Origin of the sequence: Chromohalobacter sp. HP20-39 (genome assembly GCF_033052815.1) — a bacterium.
In the GTDB taxonomy this organism is placed as follows: Bacteria; Pseudomonadota; Gammaproteobacteria; order Pseudomonadales; family Halomonadaceae; genus Chromohalobacter.
Genome location: NZ_JAWHTP010000364.1, coordinates 1 through 328, shown reverse-complemented (window position 1 = coordinate 328; position 328 = coordinate 1). Strand labels below are relative to the sequence as shown.

The following is a 328-nucleotide window of genomic DNA, read 5'->3' as shown; positions in this document are numbered from 1 at the left end:
CCGTCCACTTCAGCGTTCGCGGTATGCAACTTGCCCTTGATAGCGCCAATGTCATCAAGCAATTGTCGACAAACTCGGTCCTGTTGAACGATGTCCGCGTTAATCTGCTCAAGGTTGGGGCGCGCCGCCTTCTCTGCTTCGAATTGCTTCTGCAGAGTCGATATCAAGGCCAGCATCGAAGCCACGTCGATGTCATCCCACTGGAAGTACTGCAAAGCCTGCGCATGACGTACCTGGTCATCGAAATCTCGGCGGGAGCTTTCCAACTGCTTGACGTTGGCGTCCACCTCAACCAGTTGGAGCGCAATCTGCTGGGCGTCCTCCTTCA

1 protein-coding gene is annotated in these 328 nt (G+C 55.2%); it reads right to left on the bottom strand.

Going from position 1 to position 328, the window contains the following annotated elements; genetic code table 11:
* Positions 1 to 185: hypothetical protein (locus RVY79_RS18390; RefSeq protein WP_317465980.1), on the bottom strand; the 185-nt coding region annotated here is incomplete at its 3' end.
* Between the last annotated feature and the right edge of the window lie 143 nt (positions 186 to 328).